Source organism: Pseudomonas sp. HP_12 (assembly GCF_055283955.1).
In genome coordinates this window covers 247937-273158 of sequence record NZ_JBTOQG010000060.1, presented here as the reverse complement: position 1 = coordinate 273158, position 25222 = coordinate 247937, and the positions used below count along the sequence as shown (strand labels likewise).

General features: G+C 59.7%; 23 protein-coding genes. 19 read left to right on the top strand and 4 right to left on the bottom strand.

Going from position 1 to position 25222, the window contains the following annotated elements; genetic code table 11:
* Positions 1-452: 452 nt before the first annotated feature.
* Both ACYASU_RS25025 and ACYASU_RS25020 read right to left on the bottom strand, forming a co-directional pair.
* A complete protein-coding gene (locus ACYASU_RS25025) occupies positions 453-1673 on the bottom strand; it encodes a CaiB/BaiF CoA transferase family protein (protein WP_463584403.1) in 1221 nt (406 codons plus the stop codon).
* A gap of 10 nt (positions 1674-1683) precedes the next feature.
* Positions 1684-2865: an acyl-CoA dehydrogenase gene (locus tag ACYASU_RS25020; protein ID WP_463584402.1), complete on the bottom strand. Its 1182-nt coding sequence runs from the start codon at positions 2863-2865 to the stop codon at positions 1684-1686.
* A 171-nt stretch (positions 2866-3036) separates the two neighbouring features.
* Here ACYASU_RS25020 and ACYASU_RS25015 point away from each other — a divergent pair, with 171 nt between their 5' ends.
* From ACYASU_RS25015 to ACYASU_RS24970, 10 genes are all read left to right on the top strand, one after another.
* Positions 3037-3933 carry a LysR family transcriptional regulator gene (locus ACYASU_RS25015; protein WP_463584401.1) on the top strand — a complete coding sequence of 299 codons (897 nt, stop codon included), beginning with the start codon at positions 3037-3039 and terminating at the stop codon, positions 3931-3933.
* 424 nt (positions 3934-4357) lie between these two features.
* A complete protein-coding gene (locus ACYASU_RS25010; RefSeq protein ID WP_463584400.1) occupies positions 4358-5479 on the top strand; it encodes a Re/Si-specific NAD(P)(+) transhydrogenase subunit alpha in 1122 nt (373 codons plus the stop codon).
* An 11-nt stretch (positions 5480-5490) separates the two neighbouring features.
* Positions 5491-5811 (top strand): NAD(P) transhydrogenase subunit alpha part 2, encoded by a 321-nt coding sequence (locus ACYASU_RS25005; protein ID WP_065987890.1) that lies wholly within the window; start codon positions 5491-5493, stop codon positions 5809-5811.
* Positions 5811-7256, top strand: a complete 1446-nt coding sequence (locus ACYASU_RS25000) for an NAD(P)(+) transhydrogenase (Re/Si-specific) subunit beta (protein WP_192174468.1) — start codon at positions 5811-5813, stop codon at positions 7254-7256. Before ACYASU_RS25005 ends, ACYASU_RS25000 begins: the two co-directional genes overlap by 1 nt.
* 186 nt (positions 7257-7442) lie before the next feature.
* A complete protein-coding gene (locus tag ACYASU_RS24995; RefSeq protein WP_463584399.1) occupies positions 7443-8936 on the top strand; it encodes an acetyl-CoA hydrolase/transferase family protein in 1494 nt (497 codons plus the stop codon).
* Between the two features lie 319 nt (positions 8937-9255).
* A complete protein-coding gene (locus ACYASU_RS24990; protein ID WP_093466716.1) occupies positions 9256-9471 on the top strand; it encodes a DUF1127 domain-containing protein in 216 nt (71 codons plus the stop codon).
* A gap of 363 nt (positions 9472-9834) precedes the next feature.
* The gene (locus ACYASU_RS24985; RefSeq protein WP_133774179.1) at positions 9835-10152 is read left to right on the top strand and encodes a DUF2388 domain-containing protein; all 318 of its coding nucleotides are present in this window, start codon (positions 9835-9837) and stop codon (positions 10150-10152) included.
* Positions 10153-10268: 116 nt separating this feature from the next.
* Positions 10269-10574, top strand: a complete 306-nt coding sequence (locus ACYASU_RS24980) for a DUF2388 domain-containing protein (RefSeq protein ID WP_282365496.1) — start codon at positions 10269-10271, stop codon at positions 10572-10574.
* 38 nt (positions 10575-10612) lie between these two features.
* Complete coding sequence (locus ACYASU_RS24975; protein WP_037017155.1) at positions 10613-10933, top strand: DUF2388 domain-containing protein; 321 nt, start codon at positions 10613-10615, stop codon at positions 10931-10933.
* On the top strand, positions 10930-12891 hold the full coding sequence (locus ACYASU_RS24970) for a DUF7844 domain-containing protein (protein WP_463584398.1): 1962 nt from the start codon (positions 10930-10932) through the stop codon (positions 12889-12891). Before ACYASU_RS24975 ends, ACYASU_RS24970 begins: the two co-directional genes overlap by 4 nt.
* 29 nt (positions 12892-12920) lie before the next feature.
* Here the strand turns inward: ACYASU_RS24970 and ACYASU_RS24965 are convergent, their stop codons facing one another.
* Entirely contained in the window at positions 12921-13322 is a 402-nt protein-coding gene (locus ACYASU_RS24965) for a GFA family protein (RefSeq protein ID WP_463584397.1), read from the bottom strand.
* Between the two features lie 322 nt (positions 13323-13644).
* Here ACYASU_RS24965 and ACYASU_RS24960 point away from each other — a divergent pair, with 322 nt between their 5' ends.
* The 9 genes from ACYASU_RS24960 (at position 13645) to ACYASU_RS24920 (ending at position 24001) form a co-directional block, all read left to right on the top strand.
* Positions 13645-14952 carry a CitMHS family transporter gene (locus tag ACYASU_RS24960; protein ID WP_192174463.1) on the top strand — a complete coding sequence of 436 codons (1308 nt, stop codon included), beginning with the start codon at positions 13645-13647 and terminating at the stop codon, positions 14950-14952.
* A gap of 66 nt (positions 14953-15018) precedes the next feature.
* Positions 15019-15786, top strand: coding sequence for a TerC family protein (locus ACYASU_RS24955; protein WP_463584396.1), 768 nt, complete (start codon positions 15019-15021; stop codon positions 15784-15786).
* A 262-nt stretch (positions 15787-16048) separates the two neighbouring features.
* Positions 16049-17692: a Na/Pi cotransporter family protein gene (locus ACYASU_RS24950; protein WP_192174461.1), complete on the top strand. Its 1644-nt coding sequence runs from the start codon at positions 16049-16051 to the stop codon at positions 17690-17692.
* Between the two features lie 67 nt (positions 17693-17759).
* Positions 17760-19142, top strand: coding sequence for a M16 family metallopeptidase (locus ACYASU_RS24945; protein ID WP_463584395.1), 1383 nt, complete (start codon positions 17760-17762; stop codon positions 19140-19142).
* Positions 19143-19269: 127 nt separating this feature from the next.
* Positions 19270-20445 carry a DUF5924 family protein gene (locus ACYASU_RS24940; protein WP_463584394.1) on the top strand — a complete coding sequence of 392 codons (1176 nt, stop codon included), beginning with the start codon at positions 19270-19272 and terminating at the stop codon, positions 20443-20445.
* A 10-nt stretch (positions 20446-20455) separates the two neighbouring features.
* A complete protein-coding gene (locus ACYASU_RS24935; RefSeq protein ID WP_192174458.1) occupies positions 20456-21625 on the top strand; it encodes an ABC transporter permease in 1170 nt (389 codons plus the stop codon).
* A complete protein-coding gene (locus ACYASU_RS24930) occupies positions 21622-22428 on the top strand; it encodes an ABC transporter ATP-binding protein (RefSeq protein WP_463584393.1) in 807 nt (268 codons plus the stop codon). Before ACYASU_RS24935 ends, ACYASU_RS24930 begins: the two co-directional genes overlap by 4 nt.
* Entirely contained in the window at positions 22428-23366 is a 939-nt protein-coding gene (locus tag ACYASU_RS24925) for an MlaD family protein (RefSeq protein ID WP_122623686.1), read from the top strand. The genes ACYASU_RS24930 and ACYASU_RS24925 overlap by 1 nt, the downstream gene beginning before the upstream one ends.
* On the top strand, positions 23363-24001 hold the full coding sequence (locus ACYASU_RS24920; RefSeq protein WP_463584392.1) for an ABC-type transport auxiliary lipoprotein family protein: 639 nt from the start codon (positions 23363-23365) through the stop codon (positions 23999-24001). Before ACYASU_RS24925 ends, ACYASU_RS24920 begins: the two co-directional genes overlap by 4 nt.
* Here ACYASU_RS24920 and ACYASU_RS24915 read toward each other — a convergent pair.
* On the bottom strand, positions 23974-25212 hold the full coding sequence (locus ACYASU_RS24915; protein ID WP_463584391.1) for a nucleoside recognition domain-containing protein: 1239 nt from the start codon (positions 25210-25212) through the stop codon (positions 23974-23976). The two genes, ACYASU_RS24920 and ACYASU_RS24915, sit on opposite strands and share 28 nt — an antisense overlap.
* Between the last annotated feature and the right edge of the window lie 10 nt (positions 25213-25222).

Genomic DNA, 25222 nt, shown 5'->3' with positions numbered 1-25222 from the left:
CAGTTGTTAAAGAGCGGGTGGTTAAGATCTTTCGTCTCAACCGAGGCGCGCATTCTACAGCGTCTCTTGTTTCTGTCAAGCGGTTATTTTAAGAAGTTTTCAAAGTTTCCTTATCAACTTCAACCACTTGCGCTTCGTTCGACTTAACGTCTCACGTCAGCGGGAGGCGAATTCTACAGCGTTACAACCTGCTGTCAACTGCCTTTTTCACCGCTGTCGATTCAAGCATCTGAACCGAAGCATTCCTCGCTGCTTACTTCGTCCAACTCTTTGATTATCAAGGAGTTTTCCGTTTCGTCTGCGCCGGAAGTGGGGCGAATTATAGACAGATTCAGAGGGACGTCAACACCTAATTTGAACTTTTCATGAAAAAGCCAAAACCCTAACGAAATCCGACGCTTCCTTCTGTTTATATAGAGATCGGCTAAAGACTCCTGCAAGAGCACCAGCCCTTAGAGAACGCCCCTCTTACGCAAGGCAGTTACCTCAGCGTGAGGTAATCCTAATAAGCCGGTTAGAACTTCCAATGTGTGCTCTCCCAGCAACGGCGGCGCACGCCGATATTCAACAGGCGTGGCAGATAAACGGATCGGACTGGCAACCTGAGGAACAGTCCCACCCAATGCATGAGGCAACTCGACATGGAGACCGCGGAATTGCACCTGCGGATCTGCGAACACCTGGGCGACATCGTTAATAGGGCCACACGGTACGCCCGCCCCCTCCAACGCCGCGACCCATTCGGCCGTGGTCTTGAAGACGGTGGCCTGCCGGATCAGCGGGATCAGTTCGGCACGATGCGCCACGCGCTGCTTATTACTCGCAAACCGCGGATCGCTGGCCCACTGCGGTTGCCCGGCCACTTCGGCGAATTTGCGGAACTGGTTGTCGTTCCCCACCGTGAGAATGAAATCGCCATCGGCGGTGGGGAAATCCTGGTAGGGCACGATATTCGGGTGAGCATTACCCAGTCGCCTTGGCGATACGCCCGTCGTCAGGTAATTCATTGCCTGATTTGCCAGGCAGGCGACCTGCACATCCAGCAACGCCATGTCGATGTGCTGACCAGGCCCTCCCTGATCCCGATGCGCCAGAGCAGCAAGAATCGCAGAAGTCGAATACAGCCCCGTCAGAATATCCGTCAGCGCCACGCCGACCTTCACCGGTCCCGCGCCATCCTCCCCCTCGGGACGACCGGTAAGGCTCATCAGCCCACCGAGCCCTTGGATCATGAAGTCGTAACCTGCTCGCTTGGCGTAGGGTCCCGTCTGACCGAACCCGGTAATGGAGCAATAGATGAGCCTGGGGTTCTCCAGTTGCAGTGATTCGTAATCCAAACCGTAGGCCTTCAGCCCGCCAACCTTGAAGTTCTCGATGACGATATCGGACTTCGCCGCCAGTTCGCGGACCAGCTTCTGGCCTTCGGGTTGGGTGAAGTCGATGGTGACGGACTGTTTGTTGCGGTTGGCTGACAGGTAGTACGCAGCTTCAGACGTGTTTTCTCCGCGCGGATCCTTCAGGAAGGGCGGCCCCCACGCCCGCGTGTCATCGCCGTTACCCGGGCGCTCGATCTTGATCACCTCGGCACCGAGGTCAGCCAGAATCTGCCCTGCCCAAGGGCCGGCAAGGACCCTGGACAAGTCCAGCACACGCAAATGCGATAACGCGCCCATTGCTGGCTCCTTAATAGAAGGCCTGGATGCCGGTTTGCGCGCGACCAAGGATAAGCGCATGGACGTCGTGTGTACCTTCGTAGGTATTCACCACCTCCAGATTGACCAGATGCCTGGCGATACCGAACTCATCAGAGATGCCGTTGCCACCCAGCATGTCACGCGCCATACGCGCGATGTCCAGCGACTTGCCGCAGGAGTTGCGCTTCATGATGGAGGTGATTTCAACCGCTGCAGTGCCCTCGTCTTTCATCCGGCCAAGACGCAGGCAGCCTTGAAGCGCCAGCGTGATCTCGGTCTGCATGTCAGCGAGCTTTTTCTGGATCAGCTGATTAGCTGCGAGCGGACGGCCGAATTGTTGACGGTCCAGTGTGTATTGACGCGCGGTGCGCCAGCAAAACTCGGCAGCCCCCAAGGCGCCCCAGGAAATGCCATAGCGGGCGGAGTTCAGGCACGTGAACGGACCTTTAAGACCGCGGACTTCCGGGAAAATGTTCTCTTCCGGCACAAACACGTTGTCCATCACGATCTCGCCAGTGATCGAAGCGCGCAGGCCGACTTTGCCGTGAATCGCCGGAGCAGTCAGGCCTTGCCAGCCCTTTTCCAGTACGAAGCCGCGGATATCGCCGGCGTCATCTTTGCCCCAGACAACAAAGACATCGGCAATCGGGCTGTTGGTGATCCACATTTTGCTGCCGGTCAGACGGTAGCCGCCTTCGACGCTTCGCGCACGGGTGATCATCGCGCCCGGATCCGAACCATGATTGGGTTCGGTAAGGCCGAAGCAACCAATCCATTCACCGGACGCAAGCTTTGGCAGGTATTTCTGCTTTTGCGCTTCGGTACCAAATTCGTTGATAGGCACCATGACCAGGGAGGACTGCACGCTCATCATCGAGCGATAACCGGAATCGACGCGCTCGACTTCGCGAGCGATCAAGCCGTAACACACGTAGTTCAGACCGCTGCCGCCGTACTGCTCCGGGATCGTGGCGCCGAGAAGACCTATCTCACCCATCTCGCGAAAGATCGCCGGGTCTGTCTTTTCATGGCGGAAGGCTTCAAGCACACGCGGTGCCAGTTTGTCCCTGGCGAACTGCTCGGCGCTGTCGCGAACCATGCGCTCTTCTTCGGTGAGTTGCTGGTCCAGCAACAGGGGGTCGATCCAACTGAAACTTGCCTTGCCGCTCATGACTCTCTCCTCACCAAATGCGCTTCCGGACCTGCCGGAGAAGTAATGAAGCGAGCCTAGGCCTGAACCCGGGATCGAGCAAACGACGATTTCGCATCATCCTGTGCTAATTTCTCACTCCGAGACACGGCCGGTGCCACCGGGCCGTCGCTATGAGTGAGGCAAAGGTACATGCGTCGTAAAATCCCAAGCACCGCTGCGCTGGTGAGCTTCGAGGCAGCCGCGCGGCACGAGAGCTTCACCAAGGCGGCTGAGGAGCTTTCTCTGACCCAGAGCGCGATCTGCCGTCAGGTCGCGAGCCTGGAAGAGTTCTTGAATGTCGGCCTGTTCCGACGTTCGCGACGGGGTGTGAAGCTTACTGAGGCTGGCCTTTCCTACAGCCGGCGCATCGCAACGCAACTTGACGCTGTTGAACGCGACACGCTGTCAGTGATGGGTCATCAGGGCGTCAATATGATCGAACTGGCGGTAGTGCCCACCTTTGGCACGCAATGGTTACTGCCACGCCTAAAGGATTTTCAGAAGAACCACCCTGACGTCACTATCAACCTGACCAACCGCACGCGACCGTTTTTGTTTGCCGATACCGAATTCGACGCAGCTATCTACTTCGGTGATGCTGATTGGTCTGGTACCGAGTCCCACAGACTGATGGGCGAAAATCCCATGCCGGTCTGCAGTCCGGCACTGCTTGGGGCACGGCACAGCATCAGCGCTCAAGAGTTGGCCGAGATGCCGCTGCTCCAGCAAACCACTCGGCCCTACGCCTGGCGGCAGTGGTTCAACTCGCTGGACATGGGGGTGGCTCGCGACATGACAGGTCCCCGATACGAGCTATTCTCCATGCTCGCTCAGGCAGCCATGCACGACATGGGTGTGGCGCTCATACCACCATTTCTTATTCAGCATGAACTGGCCGAAAAACGCCTGGTGATTGCCAACCCTCACCAGCTTTCAAGCTCAAAGGCGTATTACTTGATGATTCCGGAGCGCAAAATGGAATCAGCGTCGCTGAAGGCGTTTCGCGACTGGCTGATTCAGCAGGCCAAGACCTACTCCCTGCCCTGAATGCCTATCCACAACACGCACGTTCCCGTGTAGTACGAAAATCTTAAAACCTACATATATCTTGATTTGTCGCATTTGCGACACACGCTTCTTTTTGCTCGCGTTATCCCAATAGTCATACAAATAGCGCTCTACAGCCTGATTTCACTTCATTTTAGGAATTTTGCCTTAACACGGTTGTGAGAACCCGTTACCAAGGAAATGTATTTGGTATCAATGACTTAACAGGTTTTGTGCGTCAATCGGTCACAGGGTGACTTGTAGTACATTTTTCGTTCGGTTACAGAAACCCTTGAAGGCCTCTGGTATCCCCTGCAAAATGCCGCGCCCGGCTGTGTTAACGGGCGTAGTGATCGCAATCCCAGCCCTCGGGCCGTAGCGCGCTGGCCTAATTAAGACAATAAGATCACGCAGGAGATTTGACGTGCACATTGGAGTCCCCCTCGAAACCCAGTCTGGTGAAACCCGGGTCGCCGCCACTCCCGAAACCATCAAAAAGCTCATCGCCCAAGGCCACACCGTGACTGTGCAGAACGGCGCGGGCATTGCGGCGAGCGTGACCGACAGTGCTTATGAGGCGGCAGGTGCATTGATCGGCAGCACCGCCGATGCATTCGGCGCTGAACTCATCCTCAAGGTCTCCGCTCCCGGCGACGCCGAGTTGCCGTTGATCAAAAGCGGCGCAGTGGTGGTCGGGATGCTCAACCCTTTCAATAACGACATGATCGCCAAGCTGGCTGAACGCGGTATCACCGCTTTTGCCCTCGAAGCGGCGCCACGCACCTCGCGCGCGCAAAGCCTCGACGTGCTGTCTTCCCAGGCCAACATCGCTGGCTATAAGGCTGTGCTGTTGGCGGCGCAGCACTACCCGCGCTTTATGCCCATGCTGATGACAGCGGCCGGTACGGTGAAAGCAGCGCGCGTGCTGATTCTCGGAGCGGGGGTTGCGGGGCTGCAGGCCATCGCCACTGCCAAACGACTGGGTGCGGTCATTGAAGCCTCGGACGTACGTCCAGCGGTGAAGGAGCAGATCGAGTCGCTAGGGGCCAAGTTCGTTGACGTGCCCTACGAGACTGACGAGGAGCGGGAAGCTGCCGTGGGCGTCGGCGGTTACGCCCGCCCGATGCCGGCCAGCTGGATGCAGCGTCAGGCTGTGGCCGTTCATGAGCGTGCCAAACAGGCGGACATCGTGATTACCACGGCGCTGATTCCCGGTCGCAAGGCTCCGGTGCTGTTAAGCGCTGAAACGGTCGCGCAGATGAAGCCCGGCTCGGTGGTGATCGATCTGGCGGCAGCGCAGGGCGGCAACTGCCCTCTGACGGTAGCCGACCAAGTGGTGGTCGAGCATGGCGTGACCATCGTTGGCCACACGAATCTGCCCGCCATGGTCGCGGCGGATGCGTCGGCTCTTTATGCCCGCAACCTGCTGGACTTCATGAAGCTGCTCTTCACCCAGGAAGGCCAGTTCCAGATCAACCTCGAAGACGACATCGTTACCGCGTGCCTTATGTGCCGCGATGGCCAAGTCATCCGCAAGAACGGCTGAGGATAAAAATAATGGAAGAGTTCATCTCACCCGGTATCTACAACCTGATCATCTTCGTGCTGGCCATTTACGTCGGCTACCACGTGGTCTGGAACGTGACGCCTGCACTGCACACGCCCCTGATGGCAGTCACGAACGCTATCTCGGCCATCGTCATCGTCGGCGCCATGCTTGCCGCCGCGCTGACAGTGACGCCACTGGGCAAAACCATGGGCACCCTGGCCGTTGCGCTGGCGGCCGTTAACGTCTTCGGCGGTTTTCTGGTCACCCGGCGGATGCTTGAGATGTTCAAAAAGAAAGCGCCCAAGGCAAAAGACGAGGTGGCCAAGTAATGAGCATGAACCTCGTCACCTTGCTGTACCTCGTTTCGGCCATCTGCTTCATCCAGGCGCTGAAGGGCTTGTCTCACCCGACCACCTCGCGTCGAGGCAACCTGTTCGGCATGCTCGGCATGGGCCTGGCTGTTCTGACTACGATCGGACTGGTGTTCAAACTGGCTGCGCTATCTACCGACGGCGCCAGCGCAGGCATTGGCTACATCCTTATCGGTCTGCTGGTCGGCGGTACTGCGGGTTCGATCATGGCCAAGCGCGTCGAGATGACCAAGATGCCGGAATTGGTCGCCTTCATGCACAGCATGATTGGTCTGGCAGCCGTGTTCATCGCCATCGCTGCGGTGGTCGAGCCACAGTCGCTGGGCATCGTTCACCACTTGGGCGATCCGATTCCTGCGGGCAACCGTCTGGAGTTGTTCCTGGGCGCGGCGATCGGGGCGATTACGTTCTCCGGTTCGGTCATCGCCTTCGGCAAGCTGTCGGGCAAATACAAGTTCCGCCTGTTCCAGGGCGCACCGGTGCAGTTTGCCGGTCAGCACAAGCTCAATCTGGTTCTGGGTCTGGCGACGCTGCTGTTCGGCATCACGTTCATGCTGACGGGTAGCCTGTTCGCGTTCAGCGTCATGCTGATCCTGGCGTTCGTGATTGGCGTGCTGCTGATTATCCCGATTGGTGGCGCAGACATGCCGGTTGTGGTGTCGATGCTCAACAGTTACTCGGGCTGGGCAGCGGCGGGTATTGGCTTCTCGCTGAACAACTCGATGCTGATCATTGCCGGCTCTCTGGTCGGCTCCTCCGGCGCGATTCTGTCGTACATCATGTGCAAGGCGATGAACCGCTCGTTCTTCAACGTGATCGGCGGCGGCTTCGGTGGCGCAGTGGATGCCGGTGCTACGAGCGGCAGCAAGGAAGCCCGTCCGGTCAAATCGGGATCGGCTGACGATGCAACCTTCCTGCTGACCAACGCCGACACCGTAATCATCGTGCCGGGTTACGGGCTGGCGGTTGCTCGAGCGCAGCACGCGCTGAAAGAGCTGACCGAAAAGCTGACCCACGCGGGCGTTACGGTGAAGTACGCGATCCACCCGGTGGCCGGCCGGATGCCGGGGCACATGAACGTGCTGCTGGCGGAAGCCGAGGTGCCTTACGATCAAGTGTTTGAGATGGAGGACATCAACTCCGAGTTCGGTCAGGCGGACGTCGTCCTGGTGCTGGGCGCCAATGATGTGGTCAATCCGGCGGCGAAAAACGATCCCAAGTCGCCGATTGCCGGCATGCCGATTCTCGAGGCGTACAAGGCCAAGACCATCATCGTCAACAAGCGCTCCATGGCCAGCGGCTATGCAGGTCTGGATAACGAACTGTTCTACCTGGACAAAACCATGATGGTCTTTGGTGACGCCAAAAAGGTCATCGAGGACATGGTCAAAGCGATCGAATAATCGCTGCAACTCGCGATGAAACAACCCTCGGCGCAGGTCATGGCCGAGGGTTTTTTACAGCCCGGGTAAAAGTGTTTCTCGCGCAAAGGCGCTAATTAGAGCCTTTAGTGCGACCTTGGTAGCGGGACGAACGCTCCTCAAATCTCTAGACTTCGCTCACGCATCTTTGTCATGAGATTAAACAACATGCACCGTGAACGAATCCGTCTGCCTTCGCTGATGAGCAAGATAATGAGCGCGGCCGACGCCGCTTCCTTGATCAAGGACGGCATGACCGTCGGCATGAGCGGCTTCACCCGCGCCGGCGAAGCCAAGGCCGTGCCCCAGGCGCTGGCCGAACGCGCCAAAACAGTTCCGCTGAAGATCAGCCTGATGACGGGCGCCAGCCTGGGCAACGATCTGGACAAGCAACTGACCGAGGCCGGCGTGCTCTCCCGCCGCATGCCGTTTCAGGTCGACAGCACCCTGCGCAAGGCCATCAACGACGGCACCGTGATGTTCATTGACCAGCACTTGTCGGACACCGTCGAGCAGCTGCGCAATCGCCAGATCAAGGCCGTGGACATCGCCGTGATCGAATGCGTAGCAATCACCGAAGAGGGACATCTGGTGCTCAGCACGTCAGTCGGCAACTCGGCGAGCTTCGCCATTCTTGCCGAACACGTGATTATCGAGATCAACCTTGCCCAACCCATGGAGCTCGAAGGGCTGCACGACATCTATATACCCACCTACCGGCCAACACGCCTGCCGATCCCGGTGCTTAAGACCGATACCCGAATTGGCAGTCAGGCCGTGAAGATCGATCCGGCCAAGATCGTCGGCATCGTGATCAGCAATCAACCCGACTCGCCGTCGACGGTGTTGCCGGCAGACACCGACACTCAGGCTATCGCGGGCCACTTGATCGAGTTCTTCAAAGGCGAAGTGCGGCTGAACCGACTGACCAATCAGCTCATGCCGCTGCAGGCCGGGGTAGGTACGATCGCCAATGCCGTCATGACCGGGCTGATCGATTCACCCTTTCACGGCATGACCATGTATTCGGAAGTGCTGCAGGACTCGACGTTCGATCTGTTCGAGGCGGGCAAGCTGGATTTCGCTTCGGGCTGTTCCATGACGTTGTCCGAGCGCAAGCACTCTGCGGTCTACGACAATCTGGAGCAGTACAGATCCAGACTGTTACTGCGCCCCCAGGAAATCTCGAATCATCCGGAGGTCGTCCGCCGCCTGGGCATCATTGGTATCAACACTGCCCTGGAGTTCGACCTGTACGGGAACGTCAACTCCACTCACGTGGGCGGCACACGGATGATGAACGGGATAGGCGGGTCAGGCGACTTCGCCCGCAACGCCCATCTCGCCATTTTTGTGACCAAGTCCATTGCCAAAGCCGGAGCCATTTCAAGCGTGGTGCCAATGGTCAGCCACGTAGACCATACCGAACACGATGTAGACATTCTGGTCACCGAGATCGGACTGGCAGACCTGCGAGGCTTGGCACCCCGCGAGCGCGCCCGGGTCATCATCGACAACTGTGTGCATCCGGCCTATCGCGAGGCGCTGAATGACTACTTCCGCCGCGCCTGTGCAATTGGCGGTCACACGCCGCATGTGCTGCGGGATGCACTCAGCTGGCACCTGAACCTGGAAGAAACCGGCCGCATGTTGGCGATCTGAAAACACAGTTTGTCAGTGGCGACGACCTTTCGTCGTCACAGTTCGCAGCCTGAACGCAAATTCTGCAAAAACTGTACTGCTGTACGGGTGATTTCACGTACGCCTAACAGCAAATGATTGGCAAGATGGCCAAAAAAGCACACTTCTGGTGCAGACCCGTACAGTTGTCCCACTTCCGAACAAAACAGTGATTATTAACAGTTAACTGGAGCAGCACAATACAAATGAACTGTGTCTAGAGAGAGACGGGCAATGAGAGGAATATTGTCACCAATCAAGTCAATCTCTAATCCCGCCACAAGCGGAAGGAAGAAGCATCATGGAACGCACCGTCAGTTCCGAATTGTTCTACGAAGACACCGCAAAAACCGCACAAGCCTCGTTGCCGCTGCGCATGTTCGCCAACCTGATGCTCTGGCAGCGTCGCCTGTCCAGCCGCCATCAACTGGCTCGCCTGGATGCACGTTTGCTGGCTGACGCCGGTATCAGCGAATCCCAGCGTTACGAAGAGCTGAGCAAGCCGTTCTGGCGCTAAGTTAGCGTCTGCTGGTCCCAGGCCGAGCGCCTCTCACCAGCAACCCGAATTGTTCAAACAAAACCCGTCAGCAGGTCACTGCTGACGGGTTTTGTCGTTCTTGGGTCGGGCAAAACACGCTAAGGGCCAACCAGTACAGTTTTACGCAACTCAGAAAATCCCATTACAGTCCAACGACCACGGGTAATTGCGGCAGATATGGAATTACGTAGCGGCCACTGGCACAAGGCCGGGATAGTTCGGCAGCCCGCTTATAAGCTAATCTTGCGCCACCTTGACCATGCAGTCACAAGACAGCTCTCGCTGAGCTTCCCGATTTATGCGTCTGTGGTTTTCGAATCCCGTTATTTTTGGAGTGCCTGTATGTCTCGCGTTCGCCTGTTGAGTGCCGCTTTCCTGATCGTCGCTGCCACCGGAGCCCAGGCTTCCAGCTTTGTGGTTACAACGGACACCATCGTCCGTGCGCTCGATGCTTCGTCCAACGCCACGTCTAAAATTTCGTCCTCCTTCCACGATGACAAGATCGTTCTGGCCGCCCGCGACGACGCCGCAAGCTTCGTTGCCAGCGAAGGCGAGATCCGAGGCGTGAAGCTCCAGGGCGCCTTGCAACACATCCGCGAGGTTGCACCGGGCCTGCAAGCGTCGGACGCGCAACTCGCGCAAGCGATTCTTGCCATCTGATTCAGCTTCGCGACAGGTTTCTCAAACGCGAGCCCGGGTCTTTGCACTAGCTCTGGCCCAGGTGTTGCGCTAGCCTTGCGACTCGTTTCGCAGAACCTGAACAGCCCTGAATAGCCATGCATTCGTTGTTTCGCCTCGTGCTTGCCGTCACCGCAGCCTTGAGTATTTCAACTCAGGTTCTGGCGTTCGACGTGACAACACAAAGCCTGGTCAAAACCGGATACGCCACCAGCCAGGTGACAACCGGGCCTTTCGATAGCAAGTTGATAATTGCCGCCCAGGATGATGCTGCAGTGTTTGTCGCCAGTGACGGCCAACTGCGAGGAGCACGGCTGGAGTCTGCGCTGGCGTACCTGCGTCAAACCCGCCCAAAACTTCATGCAAGCGACCTTGAACTGGCGCAGGCAATCCTCGTCCAATAGTCACTTTTTTTGTAACTACCGTATTTTGGAGACGTTCCATGCGTACCCCGTTGATCGCTGCCGCCCTTGGCCTGCTCTTGCTGACTGATATGGCACAGGCGCAAACCCTGAAGGCCACCAGTAACATCGTCGTTCGCGCCCTCGGCCGCAGCATCGATTTCACCTCCGACACCACCTCATCCGTGCGCAACTGGAAACTCGTGCTCGAAGCGCGCGACGACGCCGCCAGCTATGTCGCCAGTAACGGTGACATCCATGGCGCACTGCTCGACGCAGCCTTCATCACACTGCGTGACCGCCTGCCTGAAGCCCGTAATGCCAGTGATCAGGACCTCGCCGAGGCCATCCTCGCACTGTGAAACGCCTCGCTGTCTGGCTGCTGACGTCGGCGCTCTCGCTGATTTGCACGAGCGCCTTCGCCGACCTCAGCCTGTCGCTGCATAACGACGGGCTCAGTCCTGCGCAACAAAAGGCCAGCCAGACATTGCTCGACGAAGCCATGGCGCACCTGCCGCCATTGTTCGTCAGCAAGCTTGATCGCAAGGTGGAAGTGCATTGGACCGACGACATGCCGTCCAATGCTTACGGCCGTGCAGACGGTCCCTACCGTCTGGACCTGAATGAGCACCTGCTCGCAGGCCTGACCGATGGCAGCGCCGCAACGACACGAACCAACCGTCCTCACGGCACCGTGCGCGAGGAAATGCTCGCCACGGTCCTGCATGAGCTGACCCATATCTATGATCACGCGCAGCTCTGGTCCCCTGAAGACCGCAAGCTGATCGTTGCGTGTGCCCGGCAGGGCAAGAGCGTGGGGAAGGTTGGCCTGCGTGACAGCTGCCGGGGGCAGACCGACCGACGTTTCACGCTGAGTGATGATCCGCGCCTTCTGGATCTGGCGGGATGGCCGCAGTACGTCGGCCGCCGCGGTGACAGGGAAGAGCGCAATGGCCAGGTCGCGCGCAGCCCGGATATCTACGAAATCAGCAGCCCGCTGGAATTCGTTGCGGTGAACATGGAGTACTTCCTCCTCGATCCGGCCTACGCCTGCCGCCGTCCGGCGTTGTACGACTATTACAAGGCTCGGTTCGACTGGGCGCCAGCGACGAAGGATCAGTGCCCGACGTCCTATCCTTATCTCAACGCCGGTAACGACTTCGCCCGAGAGCCGCTGGGCAAGCTCGATCCCGAGCGGGTGTATGAGGTGGATTACCTGCTGGCCGAGGCCAACCAGAATCTGGCGAGCCGTTGGGGTCACAGCATGCTGCGGCTGGTGATCTGCAAGCCTGGTCGCCCACGCGGCCCGGACTGCCGGCTGGACCTGGATCAGCACTTGGTGCTGTCGTATCGCGCGTTCGTCAATGATCTGCAGCTGTCCAGCTGGAGCGGCCTGACCGGCAAATATCCGTCGCGCCTGTTTGTCCTGCCACTGGGTCAGGTGATCGATGAGTACACCAAGACCGAACTGCGTGGCCTGGCCTCGGTCCCGCTGAAACTCTCCCGTGAGGAGATCAACGGTCTGGTTCAGCACGCAGCCGAGATGCACTGGGCCTATGACGGGGATTACTGGTTCCTGTCCAATAACTGCGCGGTGGAAAACCTGAAGCTGCTGCGCAGTGGCACTAACGATCCGCGGCTTGTCGGGCTGGACAGCATCATGCCCAATGGCCTGCTGGAAGTGCTGAAGGGCAGGGGGCTGGCGGATACCAGCGTGCTGGACGATCCCAAGAAAGCGCTGCGCATGGGCTACCGCTTCGACTCGTACCGCGACCGTTATCAGGCGATGTTCGATGTGCTGCGCAAGACCACCAGCGTCAAGCAAACAACGGTGGAAGACTGGTTGGCATTGACCCCGCAGGAACGGCGTCCGTATTTCGCTCAGGCTGACCTGCGTACCAGCGCGGCAATGCTGCTGCTGGAACAGGCCGGACTGCGTCGTCAACTATTGCTCGCGCAGGATGAGGTGAAACAGCGTTATCTAAGTGCTGTGGAGCAAAAGGATAACGGCGTTTCCAAGGCGACCGGCACATTGCAGGACATTCTGGCCAACAGCGGATTCCTGAGTCGCCCGGCGGAATTGCTCGGCAGCGGCGGCTACGGTTTGCCGCAGGAAGGCGAGTGGCAGCGTCTGGAAGACGAAAGTAGCCAGCGCCAGAAACAACTGCAGCGGCTCAGCGGTGATCTGGATAAAGAGGTGAGGGCGCTGCTTGATCCCGACCGCGCCGCCGAGATTGCTGCGACCGAAGACAATCTCAAGCAGGTCGGTGATCACCTGCGGGCATTGCACAAAGCAGCCGGCGGCCTGGAGCTGCCTTGATCGTTGCGCAGCGGCACGGCCGCACTGATTCAGGCTGTTTCCCCAGGCTCACCCGGCAGATGCTCGTCCAGGTGCAGCCAGGGCAGGCGGCTGTCGGTCCAGATATGCCGATCGGCAGGCGTGAGCTCCGGGCGATCAAGGGTGGCGATGGTCACGTCCATGGTCTCCGGGCTGTTGCGGCTGAACAGCGCGACCTGCGCCCCACAGTTATTGCAGAAATACCTGACGCACGTCGGCCCTGAATCATAGGGGGTCGGACTTCCCGCCAGCCATTTGAAAGCCTCGACCGGCACGCTGGTCCACGTCACGACGATCCCCCCTGACGTGCGCCGACAAATCGTACAGTGGCAGTGGGCAACGTCATCCACGGGCCCATCGATCTGGTAACGCAGATTGCCGCAATGGCATCCGCCGGTATGCAATTCACTCATGAGCACTCTCCAGGTTATGTAGGGGTCTGACCGCATCCTGGGGTCGATAACTCAAACTCCCGCTCGTCAACTTCAGAAGTGCAACGAAAGCTGGCTGAAAGCTTCCCCGTTTAGCATCACCTCACCGCCGGCGACAGACCGGTCGGCCAGGACGAACGCGCTTGACGTTCTCCGGCCCATCTACAACAACAATTAGGTGATTCCCGATGCTTGCATGTGCCCTGCAGTACCCCCTCCGTAATCCCCGACTCCACGCGCCGCTCGTTTTGAGCTGATCGATTCGTCTCGTCCGTTCCCCGCCGCGTAACGCTGGAGTATTGCTATGTTGACCTTCCTCGGCTTCGCCATGGTCGTCGCCTTCATGTACCTGATCATGAGCAAGCGCCTGTCAGCGCTGATTGCCTTGATCATCGTTCCTATTGTTTTCGCTCTGTTCGGTGGTTTTGCCTCCGAAATCGGCCCAATGATGCTGGCCGGCATCACCAAGCTTGCGCCAACGGGCGTGATGCTGATGTTCGCCATTCTTTATTTCGCACTGATGATCGACTCCGGGCTGTTCGACCCGGCGGTGCGCAAGATCCTCAAACTAGTGAAAGGCGACCCCGTCAAAGTGTCGGTCGGTACGGCGGTGCTGGCGCTGGTTGTCTCGCTGGACGGTGATGGCGCCACGACGTACATGATCTGCGTGGCCGCCATGCTGCCGCTGTACAGCCGTCTGGGCATGAGCCCGCGCATCATGGCCGGTTTGATCATCCTGGCCGGCGGCGTGATGAACATGACCCCATGGGGTGGCCCGACCGCGCGTGCGGCGAGTGCCCTGCATGTCGATCCATCCGACATCTTTGTGCCCATGATTCCGGCGATGCTGGCGGGCGTTGTGGCGATTCTGGTGATTGCCTACTTCTACGGCAAACGTGAACGTGCGCGCCTGGGCGAACTGCACTTGCCCGGTGACGAAGGCGATCACAGCGACATCAGCGTTTCCCAGTTTCCTGAAGCCCGCCGTCCCAAGCTGATTTGGTTCAACGCCGCACTGACGCTGGCGCTGATGGTGGCACTGATCATGGGCCTGTTGCCGCTGCCGGTGCTGTTCATGATTGCGTTCAGTATCGCCATGATCGTCAACTACCCGTGCCTGCAAGCGCAGAAAGACCGCGTCGCTGCCCACGCCGGCAGCGTGCTGGCAGTGGTCGGACTGATTTTTGCTGCGGGGATCTTTACCGGTATCCTGTCTGGCACCGGAATGGTCGACGCGATGTCGAAGAGCCTGCTGGCCGTGATCCCTGAAGCGATGGGCCCTTATCTGGCCGTGATCACTGCGGTGGTCAGCATGCCGTTCACCTTCTTCATGTCCAACGACGCGTTCTACTATGGCGTGCTGCCGGTACTGGCCGAAGCCGCTTCGCATTACGGCATCAGTCCGGTGGAAATGGCACGTGCCTCGATCGTCGGCCAGCCCGTCCACCTGTTGAGTCCGCTGGTGCCGTCGACGTATCTGCTGGTGGCACTGGCGGGCATCGAATTCGGTGATCACCAGCGCTTTACCCTCAAATGGGCCGTGCTGGTGTGCGTGTGCATTCTGATCGCCGCGCTGCTGATGGGAATCTTCCCGTTCTTCAGCAGCCTATAACGCAACTCAACGCTCCCTCTGGCGCAACCGTGCCGGAGGGAAAACGAACGCTCAAAGGAATACGTAATGGAATGGCTGACCAACCCTGAGATCTGGGTTGCTTTCTTCACGCTGACCGCCCTGGAAATCGTGCTGGGCATCGACAACATCATCATGATCTCGATTCTGGTCAGCCGCATGCCCAAGGCCATGCAGCCACGCACCCGTATCTTCGGCCTGGCGCTGGCGATGGTGACGCGGATTCTGCTGCTGCTGTCGATCACCTGGGTCATGCGCCTCACCGACGACCTGTTCGTGGTCTGGGGCCAGGGCATTTCGGGTCGCGACCTGATTCTGTTTTTCGGTGGCCTGTTTCTGTTGTGGAAGAGCTCGCAAGAGATCTACCACGGCATGGAAGGCGAAGAAGAGACGCTGGACGAGCCGAAAGGCAAGGGCGGCATGTTTCTGTACACCATCATTCAGATTGCAATCATCGACATCGTATTCTCGCTGGACTCGGTCATCACTGCTGTCGGCATGGTGTCCCACGTACCGGTGATGGTGGCGGCGATCATCGTGGCGGTGCTGATCATGATGCTATGCGCAGGCGTCATCAGCGACTTCATCGAGAAGCACCCGTCGCTGAAAATGCTGGCGCTGTCGTTCTTGATCGTCGTCGGTACCGTCCTGATTGCCGAGTCGTTCGATGTGCATGTGCCGAAGGGCTACGTCTACTTCGCCATGGCGTTCTCGCTGGCAGTTGAAGCGATCAACATCAAGATGCGCACGTCGGTGGCTAAAAAACGTGCGATGCAGGACCCTGTGAAACTTCACAAGGATGTGCCGGGTCAGTAACGTCCGCCGCACAGACGTCAAAACAACGGGGCTGTGAATGCCCCGTTTTTTATTGGCAGAGCGCAAAAGCGTGGCATTCAAACACCTGATTTATGACAGATTTGTTTCAGGAAATAATCCGCTGTGCCATGCTGGCATTAAGGCCACAGGCCGACTAAAGCTTTAGTTGAGTGCGCTGTTCGATTCACCTCAAGCGCGTACGCTCGCTACACGCTGGACCTTTTAACTTTGCCCAATGGGCAACCTTCAGGGGGCTCTCCGTATGCTGACCCTGCTCGATTTGCTTTCCGCCGTCGCGCTGTTGATCTGGGGCACACACATCGTTCGGACCGGCATTCTGCGTGTCTACGGCTCGCAGCTGCGCCGGGTCATTGGCCAGAACATGTCCAAACGCCCGCTGGCATTTGTCGCAGGGATACTCGTCACCGCGCTGGTGCAGAGCAGTAACGCCACGGCAATGCTGGTGACGTCGTTCGTTGGCCAGGGCTTGATGGGCCTGACGCCCGCGCTGGCCATCATGCTCGGTGCCGACGTCGGTACAGCGGTGATGTCGCGAATCCTGACGTTCGACCTGTCGTGGTTATCACCGCTGCTGATCTTTCTGGGCGTGATCTTCTTTCTGTCGCGCAAACAAACCCGTGTGGGCCAATTGGGTCGTGTCGGCATTGGCCTAGGCCTGATCATTCTCGCTTTGCAACTGATCGTCACTGCCGCCGCGCCGATTACCCAGGCTGCAGGTGTGAAGGTGCTGTTCGCGTCACTGACGGGCGATCTTCTGCTCGACGCATTGGTCGGCGCCATGTTCGCGCTGATTTCCTACTCAAGCCTTGCGGCCGTGCTGCTGACGGCGACCCTCGCAGGCGCGGAAATCATCAGCCTGCCGGTGGCGATTGGTCTGGTGATCGGCGCCAACATCGGCAGTGGTCTGCTGGCGTTCCTTAGCACCAGCATGCAAAACGTCGCCGGTCGGCAAGTGGCGCTGGGCAGCCTGCTGTATAAGCTGATCGGCCTGCTGCTGATCACCCCGGTGCTGACCCCGCTGGTGGCGTGGATGGACACGCTGAATGTCAGTCCGTCGAGCCTGGTCATCAGCTTTCATGTCATCTACAACTCCCTGCGCTGCCTGATCATGCTGCCGACGGTGGGGCCGATGGGGCGCCTGTGCGCGTCGATTCTGCCGCAGCAGGCCGAGATCAACGGCCAGACCAAGCCTCGCCATCTGGACCTGACCGCACTCGCCACGCCAAGCCTGGCGCTGGCAAACGCGGTGCGCGAAACCTTGCGCATGGGTGATCTCATCGACAGCATGCTCAATGCCATGCAAGAGGTGCTGCGGGGCAACCAGACGGCGGTCACTCAGGAAGTACGTCGGCTCAACGACGATGTCGAGGTGCTTTATAACGCCATCAAGTTGTACCTGGCGCAGATGCCACGCGACGACCTCAGCGATCAGGACAATCGCCGTTGGGCCGAGATCATCGAACTGGCGATCAATCTGGAGCTGGCCAGCGGCCTGATCGAGCGCATGCTGCGCAAGGTCCAGCAGCAGAAAACGTCGCAGCGGCGGTCGTTTTCCGACGTCGGCCTGGAAGAACTCTCAGGGCTGCACGAGCAACTGATGGCGAACCTGCGTCTTGGCCTGTCGGTCTTCCTCAGCGGTGACCCGGAAAGCGCGCGCCAGCTGTTGCGCGAGAAACGTCGTTTTCGGGCACAGGAGCGGCGGCTGGCCCACGCCCATGTCAGCAGACTGCAACGCAAGATCGTGCAGAGCATCGAGACCAGTTCCCTGCACCTTGAGCTGATTTCCGACATGAAACGCCTGAACTCGCTGTTCTGCAGCAGCGCCTACGCGGTCCTTGAAACCACCGACACAGGCGCCTTGTCCAGCGAGGGCAACGCGGATTAATCGTGGTGAACGCAGGGGCCTCTGCGAAGTCTGTTACACATACCGGCCCGCAAGGAAGCCCGTTTTTATGCGTTGCCTGCTGTTCGTTTGTCTGGTTCTGACATCCCTTTCTTCCATGGCCCTCGACCGGTTTCAGGTCGAGGGCTACGTGCTGCCCAACGGTTTGCAGTTGCTGCTCAAGCCTGCGGACAAAGGTCATGTCGCCATTCGCCTGGTCGTGGGAATTGGCTTCGATGACTTCAAATGCGAAGACAAAGAACTGCCGCACCTGCTTGAGCATCTGCTGTTCAGCGGGATCGACAACAGCGGTGAGGGCGGCCTAGAGCAGCAGATGCAGGCGTTGGGCGGTGAATGGAACGCGTTCACCAGCAACACCGACACCACCTTCGTCATCGAGGCGCCGGCGCAGAATCAGCGCAAGGTGCTCGACCTATTGCTCAATCTGCTGACCCACACGCAAATCAATCAAGCCAATCTGGACACCGCCAAGCGCATCGTCGCTCGAGAAGACGGGGGCCATTATTCGCATTTGCAACGCTGGCTGGACAAACGCGACCTGGGCCACGGCGCCAGCAGCCAGCTTGCCGTGGAGCTTGGCCTCAAGTGCCCGGAGCGGCCTGAGGTCGATCACCTGACGCTGGAGCAGATCGAGAATATCCACGACAACTGGTACGCCTCCAACAACATGACGCTGATCATCGTGGGCGACCTCGACAAACTGCTGCCTGCCTACCTTGAGCGCACCTTCGGTCAGCTCAATGCGGTCGAGCCGACGGAGCATCCGCCGCTGCGCTCGATCACTGAAAAGGCCGATCCTGAGCGCACGCTGGTGCGGGGCGCGTTGGGCGATGGCGCGAAGCTGCATCTGCTGTTCCCCGAGCCAGACATGGGCGAGCAGCACGATGAAACCTGGGATCTGGTGAAAGCGTATCTGGACTGGGCGCTGTACAGCGAACTGCGTCTGGACAAGGGTTATTCCTACGGGCCATGGGCCGATCGCGAAGCATTTGGGGACACCGGTTTTCTCAGCCTGAACGCTGATCTCAACCGCGAAGACGTCGATTCGGCCACGGCGGCGGTACGCTCGATGCTCCAGCGGCTGCGCAAGGAAGGTATGGACCCGGCGACCTTTGCGCGGCTGCAGCAGGCGTCCATTGCCAGGCAGGCCTGGGCGGTTCAAGGCAACAGCGCGTTGGCCGACTATTACTGGGGTGCGCTGAATGATTACGATGATGGCCGCTTTGAGGATCCGGCCATGAGGACCCGAGGCGTGAGTCTGGATCTGGCCAATCAGGCGATGCGTCAATTGCTGGCGCAACCCGGGTATCTTCGCGTTGAGGAGCCACTGCTCAGCTACGACGAGCTGTACGCAGTCGGATGCCTTCTTACGGCACTGGTGGCGTTGCTGATCCTCTGGCGGTGGCGGGTATACAAGAAGAGGCCGTTGTAAGCGAGGCGCTTGGCGTTTCAATATTTCGACGAAGTGGGCGCAGTCCGGCTTGGTTATTTTTATACACCCAGCTCCGTACATCCATACTCCAACACCAAGACTCACCCACGAAGAGCGACGCCCCGAGATGCCAGACATTAACGCAATCATTCAGCACTCGCTGGTACAGCGCGTGCTGGAGTTCATCAAGCGCTACCCCGGGCTGATTGCGTTCTTCGGGTTCTGCTCAGGCATCGGCAGCTTCATTCTGGTGGATCGCCAGGCCAAGCTGGCGACCTGGATTGCGGTCATTCTGCTGGTGAGCTGGATCTGGCTGATGGTTGAAAACAGCGCCGTCGCCCTGTTCGCGAAGCTGTTCAAACGCGAGATCCCGCAGCCGCTATTGCGCTACGGCACCCAGATGATCCATCAGGAAAGCCTGTTTTTCGTACTGCCGTTCTTCTTCGTCACCACCACGTGGTACAGCGGCCAGCTGGCGTTCACCGGGCTGCTCGGGGCGGCAGGTCTGATTTCGATCATCGACCCGCTCTACTACAAATGGCTGGCGCCGCGCCGCTGGCTGTTCATGGCCCTGCACACCCTGACGCTGTTCGCCGCACTGCTCACGGCGCTGCCGATCATCGTTCACCTGACCACGGCCGAGAGCTACAAGCTGGCACTGGGCATTGCGATGCTGCTGTCGTTCCCGAGCCTGGCATCGGGCTACCCGATCAACAACTGGAAACGCGGCGTCGGCGTGGTGGCCATGACACTGGCCATCGGCGGGGTGGGCTGGATGGCGCGATTCTGGGTGCCGCCGGCGACGCTCTGGCTGACCGAGGCGGCAATAAGTACGCGCTTCGATAACCAGAATCGCACCCCCGGCGAGAGCATTCAGGAGATCGGCGTCAACCAGCTGCGCAGCGCCGGGCTCTACGCCTACACGTCGATCAACGCCCCGCGCGGTCTGAATGAACGGATTTATCATGTGTGGCGCCATAACGGCGAGGAAATAGAGCGCATTGCTCTAGACATCAAGGGCGGTCGTGAGGAAGGCTACCGGGCCTGGACGCACAAACAGAATTTTCCGCCGGACGTGTTGGGTAAATGGCAGGTGAGGGTGCTCACTGAGGACGGGCAGATGATTGGTGTGCTGCGCTTTGACGTCACCGAGCGCGATCAGCCGCCCGTCACTCGCAACAAGATCAAGCCGGCAGGCCTGAAGCCAGGCACCGACGCTGCGGATCCGGATGATTCGGACGCGAAAAAACCTGCGGACAGTGCGCCAGCCGAGAGCCCATCAGCCCCGGCCAAAACCAACTAAGCTCGTCGCTATGACCCCATTGACCACGCAGGCTTCCTCCGCGCCCAAGGTTCCAGGACGCGTCTTACTGGACACTTCGATCAATCCCGTGCAACTGCGGATTGCCGGAGACTGGACGCTTGCCCATTACCGCGAACTCAAGCGCCAGACCGATGCGCTGAGCGCCGGATTCGGTCCAGCCACCCTCGTGGACATGGACGAACTCGGCGCCCTCGATACCGCCGGTGCGTCGCTGCTCGTGGAACTGCTCGGCGTACAGCGCCTGCGCCTATTGGCCGTACAAGCGCCCAACCTGCCGGAATCCAGCCGCGCGCTGATGCAGACCATCCAGAGCGCACTGGCAGACTATTGCCAGCCAGTCCGAGAGCCCGAGGCGGCCGTGGGCATGCAGCTGCTGTCACGAATTGGCTCGGCAGTGGAGGTGATCTGGAAGGACACGCTGCAGCTGCTCGGCTTTATCGGGCTCATCCTGCAGACCTTCGCGTCTACCCTGTTTCGCCCCAAACGATGGCGCACCACGTCCGTCATCGCCCACATCGAGCAAATCGGCCTGGACGCCGCGCCCATTGTGGCGCTGCTGACGTTCATGGTTGGCGCGGTGGTAGCCTTTCTCGGCGCCACGGTGCTGAAAGCTTTTGGCGCGACGATTTTCACCGTTGACCTGATCGGCTTCTCGTTCCTGCGGGAATTCGCCGTGCTGTTGACCGCCATCCTGCTGGCCGGTCGCACGGCCAGCGCCTTCACCGCGCAGATCGGCTCGATGAAAGCCAACGAGGAATTGGATGCGCTGCAAACCCTGGGGCTAAGTCCTACAGAACTGCTGGTATTGCCTCGCGTGATCGCGTTGCTTATCTCACTGCCCATGCTGACCTTTCTCGCGATGATCTGCGGCATCGTCGGTGGCGGCGTGGTCTGCGCTCTGTCGCTGGGCATCTCGCCGGCGATGTTTCTGTCGTTGATGCAGGCCGACATCGGCGTGCAGCACTTTCTCGTCGGCATCGCTAAGGCGCCCATTTTTGCGTTCTTTATTGCCGCGATCGGTTGCCTGGAAGGCTTCAAGGTCGAGGGCAGCGCTGAGTCCGTTGGGGCTCATACGACATCGAGCGTGGTGCAGTCCATTTTCGTGGTCATCGTGTTGGACGCACTGGTGGCAATGTTCTGCATGGAGATTGGCTGGTGACCCGACGCTGCGTACAACCCGTCGAGACGGTGATTGAGGTCCGCGGCTTGAGCAATCGATTCGGCCCGCAGGTGGTGCACGAGAACCTCGATCTGGACCTGTATTGCGGGGAGATCCTTGGCGTGGTGGGCGGTTCCGGCGCAGGCAAATCTGTGTTGCTGCGCAGCATTGTCGGGCTGCAAAGGCCTGCCGCAGGAAGCGTCCGCGTCTTGGGTCAGGATTTGCTGAATCTGTCCGACAAAGCACGCTCCCAGGTTGAACGACGTTTCGGGGTGCTGTTTCAGAAGGGCGCGCTGTTCTCCTCGCTGACCATCACGGAGAACGTCGCGCTACCGCTGATCGAACACGCCGGCCTGAGCCGCGAGGAAGCAGAGCATCTGGCCGGGATCAAAATGGCGCTGGCCGGACTGCCGCTGTCGGCGGCGCACAAATACCCAGCGTCGCTCTCGGGCGGCATGATCAAGCGCGCGGCGCTGGCACGAGCGCTGGCGCTGGATCCGGACATCCTGTTTCTGGACGAACCCACTGCCGGGCTCGATCCGATAGGCGCCGGCGCCTTCGATCAGTTGATTCTGACCCTGCGCGACGCCTTGGGGCTGAGCGTGTTCATGGTCACCCATGACCTCGACACGCTTTATACAATCACCGACCGCGTCGCCGTGCTGGCGCAGAAGCGCGTGCTGGTTGCGGACACCATCGACAGGGTGTCGGCGACCAAGGACGCCTGGATTCACGAATACTTTCATGGCCCGCGCGGCCGCTCGGCCTATTCGGCGGCCACCCACCCACACGAGGTCTCATGATGGAAACCCGCGCCCATCACGTTCTGATCGGCCTGTTCACGGTGATCGTGGTCGCTGCCGCGCTGCTGTTCGGTCTGTGGCTCGCAAAGTCCAGCGTCGACTCGGCGTTCAAGGACTATCAGGTTGTCTTCAACGAGGCGGTGACGGGGCTGTCCCGCGGCAGTCCAGTGCAGTACAGCGGGATCAAGGTGGGTGACGTCGTGCAGTTGCGCCTCGATCCCCAAGACCCGCGCCGGGTGCTGGCGCAGATCCGCGTGGCCGGTGAAACCCCGATCAAGCGCGACACCTTCGCCAAACTGGCACTGGCCGGCATCACGGGTACATCGCTCATTCAGCTCAGCGGCGGCACACCCCAAAGCGAGGAACTGAAGGGCGAGGGCGGCAACCTGCCAGTGATCATCGCCTCGCCGTCGCCCATTTCGCGGCTGCTGAACGACAGCGATGATTTGCTGAGCGGCAGCACCGCATTGCTGCACAACGCCAACGCGATGTTTTCTTCCGAGAACGTGGAGACGCTGTCACGCACCCTGCAGCATCTGGAGCAAACCACCGGGGCCATCTCCGATCAGCGCGACGACATTCGTCAGGCCTTGAAACAGATGACGCTGCTGAGCAAGCAGGCCGGCGCGACGCTGGAGCAGACCTCTACGCTGATGCGCAACGCCAACCAGTTGCTGACCAGCGACGGCAGGCAAACCATCGCCAGTGCGCAGCAGGCGATGAAATCCCTCGAACAGAGCAGCCAGACCATCAATACGCTGCTCAAGAACAACCAGAATTCGGTGAACGATGGCCTGCAAGGGCTGGGCGAACTGGGCCCGGCGATTCGCGAGCTGCGTGAAACCCTCAGCTCATTGAAAACCATCTCGCGCAGCCTGAACGCCAACCCGAGCGGCTATTTGCTGGGCAGCGAGAAGAATAAGGAGTTCGAGCCATGAGGCTTGTCGGTCAGTCCATCACTCGGCTGTTATTGGCGGCTACCCTGATGTCGCTCGGCGCGTGTTCGATCCTACCCGAGCAGGCGCCGTCTGACGTATACCGCTTGCCGACGGCATCGCCCGCCAGCAAAGGGGCGGCGCCGGTGGCGTGGTCATTGCGGGTGGTGCGGCCCAAATCCAGCGAGACACTGGACAACCCGCGTATAGCCGTCATCCCCCAGGGCAATGTCATCAGCAGCTACAAGGGCGCGCGATGGAGTGACCCGGCGCCGGTTCTGCTGCGCAACCGACTGACTGATGCTTTCTACCGCGAAGGGCGAGTGCAGTCGATCAGCACCGACGACAGCAATCTGCAGGCTGATTTTGAATTGGGCGGGGAGCTGCAGGCGTTTCAGAGCGAGTATCGCGGGGCCGCCATTGAAGTGGTGATTCGCCTGGATGCGCGGCTCGCTGACGATCGCCAGCGGATTGTGGCGAGCCGGCGCTTTGAAGTGCATCAGCCGGTGGCCGACAAGCAGGTGTCGGCGGTGGTCTCGGCGTTCGGTCAGGCCAGCGATACGCTGGCCGCCCAAGTGTTGCAGTGGACCGTTGAGCAGGGCGAGAGGCGTTACGCCGCCGAGCCGAAGAACCAGTAGCAGACGGCGATCGCGGCCACCACACCGGCGAATTCCGCCAGCAGCGCGCAGCCCACGGCGTGTCGCGCGCGCTGAATGCCCACGGCGCCGAAGTACACCGCCAGCACGTAGAACGTAGTTTCGGTGCTGCCTTGAATCGTCGCCGCGACGAGGGCCGGGAAGCTGTCGACGCCCTGGGTTTTCATGGTTTCGATCAGCATCGCCCGCGCCGCACTGCCGGAGAACGGTTTGACCAGCGCCGTCGGCAGGGCATCGACGAAACGGGTGTCCATGCCCATCCATTGAATCCCGTGACGAATGCCCTCAAGAATCAGATCCAGCGCGCCGGACGCTCGCAATACGCCGACGGCGCAGAGCATCGCGACCAGATAAGGCAGCAGGTTTTTGGCAACGTCGAAGCCCTCTTTCGCGCCCTCGACGAAGGTTTCGTACACCTTGACCTTGCGCAGCGCGCCAACCACCAGGAACAGCATGATGATGCCGAACAGCGTCACGTTGCCCAGCACCGACGAGAGGCTCGACAGCGCAGCAGCGGACAGCCCCGCGAGTACCGCCATGAAGCCGCCCAGCAGCAACGCACCGGGAATCAGATAAGCGAGCACCACCGGGTCCCACAACTTGAGGCGCTGCATGAACGCCACTGACAGCAGACCGACCAGCGTCGAGGCGCTGGTGGCGAGCAGGATCGGCAGAAAGACCATGGTGGGATCGGCAGCGCCTTGCTGGGCGCGATACATGAAGATGGTCACCGGCAGCAGCGTCAGCGAAGAGGCGTTGAGCACCAGAAAGAGGATCTGCGCGTTGCTGGCGATGGTCTGGCTGGGGTTGAGCTCTTGCAGTGAGCGCATGGCTTTGAGACCGATGGGTGTGGCGGCGTTGTCCAGACCCAGCGCGTTGGCGGCGAAGTTTAGGGTGATCAAGCCTAACGCCGGGTGGCCGCGCGGCACTTCAGGCATCAGGCGATGAAACAGCGGCGCCAGGACTTTGCCCAGCCAGTCAACGATACCCGCCTTTTCGGCAATGTTGAGAAAGCCCAGCCACAGGGTCAGGGTGCCGAACAACAGCACCATGACTTCAACCGACAGCTTGGCCATGGCGAAGATGCTCTCGACCATGGCGGCAAAAACGCCAGCGTTGCCACCGACCAGCCACTGCGCCAGCGCAGAAATCGCCGCGACCACAAAAAACCCAAGCCATAGGCCGTTCAGCATACAAATCCCC

Excerpts from the sequence above, each read along its gene's own strand:
- ACYASU_RS25025 (WP_463584403.1), bottom strand. The coding sequence starts at position 1,673 with ATGGGCGCGTTATCGCATTTGCGTGTGCTGGACTTGTCCAGGGTCCTT.
- ACYASU_RS25020 (WP_463584402.1), bottom strand. The coding sequence starts at position 2,865 with ATGAGCGGCAAGGCAAGTTTCAGTTGGATCGACCCCCTGTTGCTGGAC.
- ACYASU_RS25015 (WP_463584401.1), top strand. The coding sequence starts at position 3,037 with ATGCGTCGTAAAATCCCAAGCACCGCTGCGCTGGTGAGCTTCGAGGCA.
- ACYASU_RS25005 (WP_065987890.1), top strand. The coding sequence starts at position 5,491 with ATGGAAGAGTTCATCTCACCCGGTATCTACAACCTGATCATCTTCGTG.
- ACYASU_RS25000 (WP_192174468.1), top strand. The coding sequence starts at position 5,811 with ATGAGCATGAACCTCGTCACCTTGCTGTACCTCGTTTCGGCCATCTGC.
- ACYASU_RS24995 (WP_463584399.1), top strand. The coding sequence starts at position 7,443 with ATGCACCGTGAACGAATCCGTCTGCCTTCGCTGATGAGCAAGATAATG.
- ACYASU_RS24990 (WP_093466716.1), top strand. The coding sequence starts at position 9,256 with ATGGAACGCACCGTCAGTTCCGAATTGTTCTACGAAGACACCGCAAAA.
- ACYASU_RS24985 (WP_133774179.1), top strand. The coding sequence starts at position 9,835 with ATGTCTCGCGTTCGCCTGTTGAGTGCCGCTTTCCTGATCGTCGCTGCC.
- ACYASU_RS24980 (WP_282365496.1), top strand. The coding sequence starts at position 10,269 with ATGCATTCGTTGTTTCGCCTCGTGCTTGCCGTCACCGCAGCCTTGAGT.
- ACYASU_RS24975 (WP_037017155.1), top strand. The coding sequence starts at position 10,613 with ATGCGTACCCCGTTGATCGCTGCCGCCCTTGGCCTGCTCTTGCTGACT.
- ACYASU_RS24965 (WP_463584397.1), bottom strand. The coding sequence starts at position 13,322 with ATGAGTGAATTGCATACCGGCGGATGCCATTGCGGCAATCTGCGTTAC.
- ACYASU_RS24960 (WP_192174463.1), top strand. The coding sequence starts at position 13,645 with ATGTTGACCTTCCTCGGCTTCGCCATGGTCGTCGCCTTCATGTACCTG.
- ACYASU_RS24955 (WP_463584396.1), top strand. The coding sequence starts at position 15,019 with ATGGAATGGCTGACCAACCCTGAGATCTGGGTTGCTTTCTTCACGCTG.
- ACYASU_RS24950 (WP_192174461.1), top strand. The coding sequence starts at position 16,049 with ATGCTGACCCTGCTCGATTTGCTTTCCGCCGTCGCGCTGTTGATCTGG.
- ACYASU_RS24945 (WP_463584395.1), top strand. The coding sequence starts at position 17,760 with ATGCGTTGCCTGCTGTTCGTTTGTCTGGTTCTGACATCCCTTTCTTCC.
- ACYASU_RS24940 (WP_463584394.1), top strand. The coding sequence starts at position 19,270 with ATGCCAGACATTAACGCAATCATTCAGCACTCGCTGGTACAGCGCGTG.
- ACYASU_RS24935 (WP_192174458.1), top strand. The coding sequence starts at position 20,456 with ATGACCCCATTGACCACGCAGGCTTCCTCCGCGCCCAAGGTTCCAGGA.
- ACYASU_RS24925 (WP_122623686.1), top strand. The coding sequence starts at position 22,428 with ATGGAAACCCGCGCCCATCACGTTCTGATCGGCCTGTTCACGGTGATC.
- ACYASU_RS24920 (WP_463584392.1), top strand. The coding sequence starts at position 23,363 with ATGAGGCTTGTCGGTCAGTCCATCACTCGGCTGTTATTGGCGGCTACC.
- ACYASU_RS24915 (WP_463584391.1), bottom strand. The coding sequence starts at position 25,212 with ATGCTGAACGGCCTATGGCTTGGGTTTTTTGTGGTCGCGGCGATTTCT.